This is a genomic window from Kitasatospora sp. NPDC091257 (assembly GCF_044757675.1).
Lineage (GTDB): Bacteria > Actinomycetota > Actinomycetes > Streptomycetales > Streptomycetaceae > Kitasatospora > Kitasatospora lactacystinica.
Genome location: NZ_JBIVVI010000465.1, coordinates 1 through 6,448, shown reverse-complemented (window position 1 = coordinate 6,448; position 6,448 = coordinate 1). Strand labels below are relative to the sequence as shown.

The following is a 6,448-nucleotide window of genomic DNA, read 5'->3' as shown; positions in this document are numbered from 1 at the left end:
CACGGTCTGCGCCCCCACCCCGCAGCCCGCCTCCAGCACCCGGCTGCCGGCCGGGTACGCGGTGCCCGCGTGCAGCAGGTCGGCGAGGGTGTCGGCCTGGTCGCCGAGGCGCCGCGCCTCGGTCCGCGCGTAGCCGTGGACGTAGTCGGGGTGGTCGTCGGGGCGCTCGTCGGGGCGCTCCGATGCCGCTGTCCCCGGGGTCATGGGCGATTCCGTGGTCGTGGGCGTTTCCGTGAGCATGGGTGTTTCCGTGGTCATGGCCCCACCCTCGCCGCCACTATGGTCCGGTGAACAGGTCCAAAGCCGAGGCATTCGACCGGTCCAAAGAGGCCGGCGCCGACTTCCTGCAGCTCGACACGGCCGATGCCCCGCCCGGCGGGCTCACCGACTGGCTGACCCGCCGGCTGCGCGAGGCCGTCGCCGACGGGCGGCTCCCGGTCGGCAGCAGGCTGCCCGCCGGCCGGGTGCTGGCGGCCGAACTCGGGGTCTCCCGCGGTGTGGTGACCGACGCCTACCAGCGCCTCGCCGAGGAGGGACAGGTCGTCGGCCGCGGGCGGGGCGGCACGGTCGTGGTCGCGGCCCCCGCGGCCCCCGCGGCGCCGCACCGGGCGCCCGCGGCGGAGCCACCCCGCCCGGCGCCCGCGCTGTTCCGGGCCGATCCCGACCCCGAGGTCTTCGACCTGCTGCGCGGAGCCCCCGCCCGGATCGACCTCACCCCCGGCGTGCCCGACCTCGCGGCCTTCCCCCGCGCCGCCTGGCTGCGCGCCGAACGCGCCGTCCTCGACGACCTGGCCGCCTCCGACCTCGGCTACGGCGACCTGCGCGGCACCCCGGCCCTGCGCCGGGCCGTCGCCCACTGGCTGGCCCGCAACCGGGGCATCCGCGCCGACCCGGACGAGGTGCTGATCGTCGCCGGCACGGCCCAGGCGCTCGCGCTGCTCGGCCGGGCCCTCGGACGGGCCGGCATCGGCGAGGTCGCGGTCGAGGACCCGGGCTCCCTCGGCGCCCGGCAGCACCTCGCCCACTGGCTCGCCGCCACCCCGCCGGTCCCGGTCGACGCCGAGGGCATCCGGGTCGACGCGCTGCGCGCCACCGGCGCCCCGGCCGTCCTGCTCACCCCCGCCCACCAGTACCCGACCGGCGTCGTACTGGGCGGTGACCGGCGGCGCGAACTGCTGCGCTGGGCGGGGGAGGGCGGCCTGGTCATCGAGGACGACTACGACGCCGAGCACCGCTACGACCGGCCGCCCGTCCCGGCCCTGCGCGCCGCCCTGCCGGACCGGGTCTGTTACGCGGGCAGCATCTCGAAGCTGCTCGCCCCGGCGTTGCGCACCGGTTGGCTGCTGGTCCCGGCCCGGCTGCGGGACGCCGTCCTGGACGCCAAGCGTTTCGCCGACCTCGGCAACCCGGTCCTGCCCCAGCTGGTGCTCGCCCGGCTGATGGAGTCCGGCGACCTCGACCGCCATCTGCGGCTGCTGCGCCGCCGCCACCGCCGCCGCCGGGACGCCATGATCGCCGCCATCCGCACCCATCTGCCGGGAGCCACCGTGCACGGCGCGGCGGCGGGCCTCCACCTGATGCTGACGCTTCCGGAGGCACCCGGCCGCACCGACACCGAGCTGGCCGCCGCCGCCCTGGCCGAGGGGGTCAAGGTGCAGCCGCTGTCCTGGCACGCCCGACTTCCGTACCCGCCGGGCCTGGTGCTCGGGTACGCGGCGGGTTCGACGGCGGAGATCGCCGAGGGGCTCGCCGTCCTGGGGCGGCTGGTCCGGCGTTCGTCGTCGGTGTGAGGACGATGAGGATATTAAGGCGGATTATCGGATTAATCTGGTGCAAGGGGGAGTGCCCCGCCGCACCCCTGGGTACGTTGACATGCCGAAGTCAAATGTCGGCCCGGGAGGCGTGATGGCCCTGTTCCGAAGTGTCGCCCAGTTCGGGGTGGTGCTGGCAGTGATGGGGATCGCGCTCGGTCCGGTGCCGCTCGGCGCGCCCGCCCGGCCGCACGGTGCTCCAGGCGTTGTGGGCACTCCGGGCGTTGCGGGTACTCCGGGTGCTCCGAACGAGAGGGGTGCGGCGATGGCCGGCCAGGAGCAGGAGGACGCGCGGGCGCTCGCCGGGCGGCGGATCGTGCTGTCGTACCCCGGTCCGACGCCGCCGGCCGGGGTGCTCCGGGCGATCCGGGAGGGCCGGGCCGCCGGGGTGATCCTGTTCGGTGAGAACGTCACGAGTCCGGAGCAGCTCGCGGAGTCGGTCGCGGAACTGAAACAGGCCGCGGCCGAGGCGCCGCACCCGCGCACCCTGCTGCTGATGACCGACCAGGAGGGCGGCAAGGTCCGCCGGCTGCCCGGTGCGCCCGAACTCTCCGCCCGCCGCGTCGGGTTGGCGCCGGACCCGCTCGCCGCGGCCGCGGAATCCGGGGCCGGCGCCGCCCGGACCCTCGCCGACGCCGGGCTGAACCTCAACCTCGCCCCGGTGCTCGACGTCTACGACAAGCCGGACAACTTCATCGACCACCCCGAGCGCTCCTACGGCCAGGACCCGGCCAAGGTGGCGGAGTTGGGCAGCGCCTTCCTCACCGCCCAGCAGGGCCTCGGCGTGGCCGCGACCGCCAAGCACTTCCCCGGCCTCGGCGCCGCGCCACGGGGGGAGAACACCGACGAGCGCCCCGTCACCCTGAACGTCCCGCTGTCGCAGCTCCGCTCCCGGGGCGAGGCCCCGTACCGGGCGGCCGTCGCGGCGGGCGTGCGGCTGGTGATGGCCTCGTGGGCGGTCTACCCGGCGCTGGACCCGGACCACCCGGCAGGGTTCTCGTCCACGATCATCCAGGGCGAGCTGCGCGGCCGGCTCGGCTTCGACGGCGTGACCGTCACCGACGCCATGGAGGCGGAGGCGCTCGCCCCGTACGGCGGCACCGGCGACCGGGCGCTGGCCGCCGCCGAGGCCGGGATGGACCTGCTGCTCTGCTCCGCCCGGGACCCCCGGCAGGGCGAGGAGGCCACCGAGGCGCTGGCCGCCGCGCTGGACGACGGCCGCCTGGACCGGCACGCCTTCGCCGAGGCCGTGGCCCGGGTCGACGCCCTGCGCGGCTCGCTGGGGTGAGCCGACGGGGCCGGTCGGTGCCGTCCGGCACGGCGCCGCGAGGCGGGGCGGGGCCGGCCGCGGGGTGGGGTGGCGTCGGCGGGCAGGGGCGGCGGTGGTCCGCTCCCCGGGCTCCCGTCCGGGCGGGTGACGCCGGGGCGCGGAAGGCCCCGGCCGGTCACCGGTCGAGCAGGGTGCGCAGGTCGATGACGCGGTAGCCGCGGGCGCGGGCGCCGTCGAGGATGCGGGGCAGCGCCTCGGCGTCGAGGCAGGTGTCGGGTCCGTCCTCCTCCGAGGCGCCGACGTGCAGTTGGAGGACGGCGCCCGGGGTGAGCGCGGCGAGGGCGCGCTCGACCGCGCGGTCCGCCGTCATGCCGTGGGCGGGGCCCAGGTAGCCGTTGGTGTCGGCGGTGAATTCGAGGTCGGCGTAGCCGAGCCGGTTGACGGTGGCGATGCCTTCCGGCGTGGTCGCGCTGTACGGGAAGCGGAAGAACGGCAGGGGTTCGGTCCCGGCGGCGCGGCGGATCGCGGTGTCGGCGCGGCGCACCTCGGCGCGGGCCCGGTCGGCGTCGAGGGTGGAGAAGTCGGGGTGGCTGTAGGAGTGGTTGCCGAGGCCGTGCCCGGCGGCGGCGATCGTGCGGACGGCGCGGGGATGGCGGTCGGCGAAGTCGCCGGTCGGGAAGAAGGTGGCGGGGGCGTCGCGGTCGCGCAGGACGGCGAGGACGGTGTCCAGCCCGGTCTCGTTCCAGGCGGCGTTGAAGGTGAGGGCGAGGACGCGTTCCGCGGTGGGCAGGCGGCGGATCTCGGCGCCCATGAGCGTGGCCGGCGGCGAGGCGGCGGCCAGCAGCGCGAGGAGGACGAGGACGGCCGCGGCGGCGGCCCCGGTGGCGGTTCGGATGCGGTTCATCCGGGCTCAACGTGGGCGTTGCCTGGGAGGGTGCGGAAGTTCGGCCGTTCGAGGGTGATTGCGCCATCGAAGGTCTGCTTTCGGACGAGGCCTCGTATCCAAGGGTAAATCGGCGTCAGCGCATAGGAATCGCATGGCAAAGTTCCTGTCGTGGGCCTATGAAATGTCATATGTGCCACGCCACCTGTCCCAGTCCGTCCGTCCCCTCCAAGGAGGAACCCATGAACCGGATCGCCCGGATCGCCGCCGGCGCCGTCGGTGCCGCCGCCCTGCTCTCGGCCCCCGTCCCCGCGTTCGCCGCGGCCCCGGCCGTCGCCACCACCACCGTCACCACCTGCGGCTCCTACAGCCTCCAGGCGGGCCTGGCCACGTACGCCTGCGCCGACGTGACCGGTGACGGCGTCGCGATCTACGGGAAGATCGGCCTGGCCGGTCCGCCGTCCCCGGGCACCCCGTGGCCGCCGGCGCCGAAGGAGCTGGTGACCCACCTGTCGGCCAACGTGACCGGCGGTGCCTCGCTCGGCACGGTGAACGGCCGCACGGTGTTCCAGGTGTCCACGGTGCGGGTCGACGGCATCTCGACCACCGTGCCGTGCGGGTCCACCGTGCACGTGTCCTTTGACGTCGAGGGGTTCTGGAGCGGCCAGGTGCCGGCCACGGTGGATGTGCCTGTAGTCTGCTGACGGCGCGTCACCGTGACTGCCGAGCCCGGGAGTTGGCAGCATCCCGGGCTCGGCTTCTGCATGTCGCGGTCCGGTCGGCGGGCGGTCGGGGGGAGCGCCGGGCGGCGGCCCGCCGAGGGTGGACCGGGGGTCTGTCGAGGGCCCGCCGGGGGTCTTGCCGGCGCTCGACGCACTGTGACGACTTGAAGAAATCTTCATCTGTCGCGATGATGCCTACCGGCCGCGGCATCGATCCCCGCCCGGCCGGACGACCACCGAGCCGGAACCGAGGGAGAACGCGGACGATGCCGGTGCCGCTGTACCAGGCCAAGGCGGAGTTCTTCCGCACCCTCGGCCACCCCGTGCGGATCCGGGTCCTGGAGCTGCTCCAGGACGGCCCCCGGCCGGTGCGCGAGCTGCTGGCGGAGATCGAGGTCGAGCCGTCCAACCTCTCCCAGCAGCTCGCGGTGCTGCGCCGCACCCAGCTGGTCACGGCGACCCGTGAGGGCAACACCGTGGTGTACGCGCTCAGCACCCCGGACGTCGCCGAGCTGCTGCGCGCGGCCCGCCGGATCCTGACCGAGCTGATCACCGACCAGGGCGCGCTGCTCACCGAGCTGCGCGCCTCCGGTGGCCGGCTCCGCTGAGCCGCGCCCGGCCCGTCCGCCCGATCCGAGGAGAAGCACCACCATGAGCGACAGCACGAGCGACGAGAAGAGGCGCCGCAAGGCGATGCTGATCCGCGCGGGCATCTACATCTTCGCCACGCACCTGTTCGCCGGTTTCGTGCTGCTGCTGTTCGCGCTCGGCGGCCGGAAGTAGCACACCGGGAACCGGTGGCTCACCGGCGCCGCCCGTGGTCCGGCACCAGGTACCGGTCGCTGGTGCTGGTCCAGGCCAGAACGCCGGCGACCAGCTCGCGGGTGCCGTCCAGGTACCAGCGCCCGGCCGGGTGGCGGCGCAGCAGGTCGCGGCGCAGCTCCTCGCTCTCCTGCTGCAGCCGTGCCACCCGGGCGCGCACCGCGTGGACCGCCCGGCCGCGGGTCCAGCCGTGGGCCCGCTGGAGGGTGAGCACCGTGTTGAACGCGGGCCCGGCCTGCCGCTCCTCGCGCCGCAGTGAGTAGAGGTCGTTGATCAGTGTGGCGGCGTCGGCGGTGTTGGCGCGCAGCCGGTGCAGCGCGGGCTCCGCGTGCAGTGCGGCCGGGGCGTCGGCGCCGTGGACCCGTTCCAGTATGTTCATGAACGGGTAGAGGCAACTGCCGTGCCGGCGCAGCTTCATGGTGTCGGTGAGGTCGAGGCCGAGGGCGGGCACGGTGCCACGGGCGCGGTGGTCGGCCTCGGCGGGGAAGGTGGCCAGGCAGGCCCGCCACTCCCGGGCCGCCCGGGCCCGCCACTCGGGGGACGTCGAAGTGGTCTGCCGCTTCCACAACTCCCGCCAGGAGACCAGCATGTGGCTCTCGGACGGGCTCTCGCCGCGGGTTCCGCCGAGGACCGCGATCAGCGGGTCGACCACGGCGTGGGCCGCGGCGGGGTGGCGGCCGGGCGGGCCGTCGAAACGGTCGTCCAGGATGGTGAACCAGCCCAGCATGTCCACCAGGAGGTCGAGTTCGGCGCCCCGGACGCGGGGGAAGGCGTGGCCGATCAGCTTCTGCAGCCCGTAGGCCCGGTAGCGGGGCAGCTCCGACGGGGTGAGCAGGCCGCGGCGGACCACCCAGTCGGCGTGCCGGTCGGCGGCGAGGCGCAGCTCGTCGGACGGGCGGGGGCCCGCCGCAGCGACCGGACCCGCGGGGGAGGCTGGACC

Annotated in this window: 7 protein-coding genes and 1 pseudogene; 5 read left to right on the top strand and 3 right to left on the bottom strand. The window is 75.3% G+C overall.

What is annotated here, in order from left to right; translation table 11 throughout:
- Positions 1–204, bottom strand: a pseudogene (locus tag ACIQOV_RS21670) (hypothetical protein); the annotation flags it as partial.
- A gap of 83 nt (positions 205–287) precedes the next feature.
- Here ACIQOV_RS21670 and ACIQOV_RS21665 point away from each other — a divergent pair.
- Complete coding sequence (locus tag ACIQOV_RS21665; RefSeq protein ID WP_401050775.1) at positions 288–1,790, top strand: PLP-dependent aminotransferase family protein; 1,503 nt, start codon at positions 288–290, stop codon at positions 1,788–1,790.
- Between the two features lie 286 nt (positions 1,791–2,076).
- On the top strand, positions 2,077–3,099 hold the full coding sequence (locus ACIQOV_RS21660) for a glycoside hydrolase family 3 N-terminal domain-containing protein (protein WP_401050773.1): 1,023 nt from the start codon (positions 2,077–2,079) through the stop codon (positions 3,097–3,099).
- A 157-nt stretch (positions 3,100–3,256) separates the two neighbouring features.
- Here the strand turns inward: ACIQOV_RS21660 and ACIQOV_RS21655 are convergent, their stop codons facing one another.
- Entirely contained in the window at positions 3,257–3,985 is a 729-nt protein-coding gene (locus tag ACIQOV_RS21655) for a polysaccharide deacetylase family protein (RefSeq protein WP_401050771.1), read from the bottom strand.
- A 221-nt stretch (positions 3,986–4,206) separates the two neighbouring features.
- On the opposite strand from ACIQOV_RS21655, the gene ACIQOV_RS21650 reads away from it, so the two are divergent.
- From ACIQOV_RS21650 to ACIQOV_RS21640, 3 genes are all read left to right on the top strand, one after another.
- Entirely contained in the window at positions 4,207–4,668 is a 462-nt protein-coding gene (locus tag ACIQOV_RS21650; protein ID WP_359902635.1) for a hypothetical protein, read from the top strand.
- A gap of 284 nt (positions 4,669–4,952) precedes the next feature.
- Positions 4,953–5,294 carry a metalloregulator ArsR/SmtB family transcription factor gene (locus ACIQOV_RS21645; protein WP_359902632.1) on the top strand — a complete coding sequence of 114 codons (342 nt, stop codon included), beginning with the start codon at positions 4,953–4,955 and terminating at the stop codon, positions 5,292–5,294.
- A 43-nt stretch (positions 5,295–5,337) separates the two neighbouring features.
- Positions 5,338–5,469, top strand: a complete 132-nt coding sequence (locus tag ACIQOV_RS21640; protein WP_359902629.1) for a DUF6126 family protein — start codon at positions 5,338–5,340, stop codon at positions 5,467–5,469.
- A gap of 19 nt (positions 5,470–5,488) precedes the next feature.
- On the opposite strand, the gene ACIQOV_RS21635 is transcribed toward ACIQOV_RS21640, so the two are convergent.
- On the bottom strand, positions 5,489–6,448 hold a 960-nt coding region (locus tag ACIQOV_RS21635; RefSeq protein WP_401050766.1), incomplete at its 5' end, for a hypothetical protein.

Excerpts from the sequence above, each read along its gene's own strand:
- ACIQOV_RS21640 (WP_359902629.1), top strand. The coding sequence starts at position 5,338 with ATGAGCGACAGCACGAGCGACGAGAAGAGGCGCCGCAAGGCGATGCTG.
- ACIQOV_RS21645 (WP_359902632.1), top strand. The coding sequence starts at position 4,953 with ATGCCGGTGCCGCTGTACCAGGCCAAGGCGGAGTTCTTCCGCACCCTC.
- ACIQOV_RS21655 (WP_401050771.1), bottom strand. The coding sequence starts at position 3,985 with ATGAACCGCATCCGAACCGCCACCGGGGCCGCCGCCGCGGCCGTCCTC.
- ACIQOV_RS21650 (WP_359902635.1), top strand. The coding sequence starts at position 4,207 with ATGAACCGGATCGCCCGGATCGCCGCCGGCGCCGTCGGTGCCGCCGCC.
- ACIQOV_RS21660 (WP_401050773.1), top strand. The coding sequence starts at position 2,077 with ATGGCCGGCCAGGAGCAGGAGGACGCGCGGGCGCTCGCCGGGCGGCGG.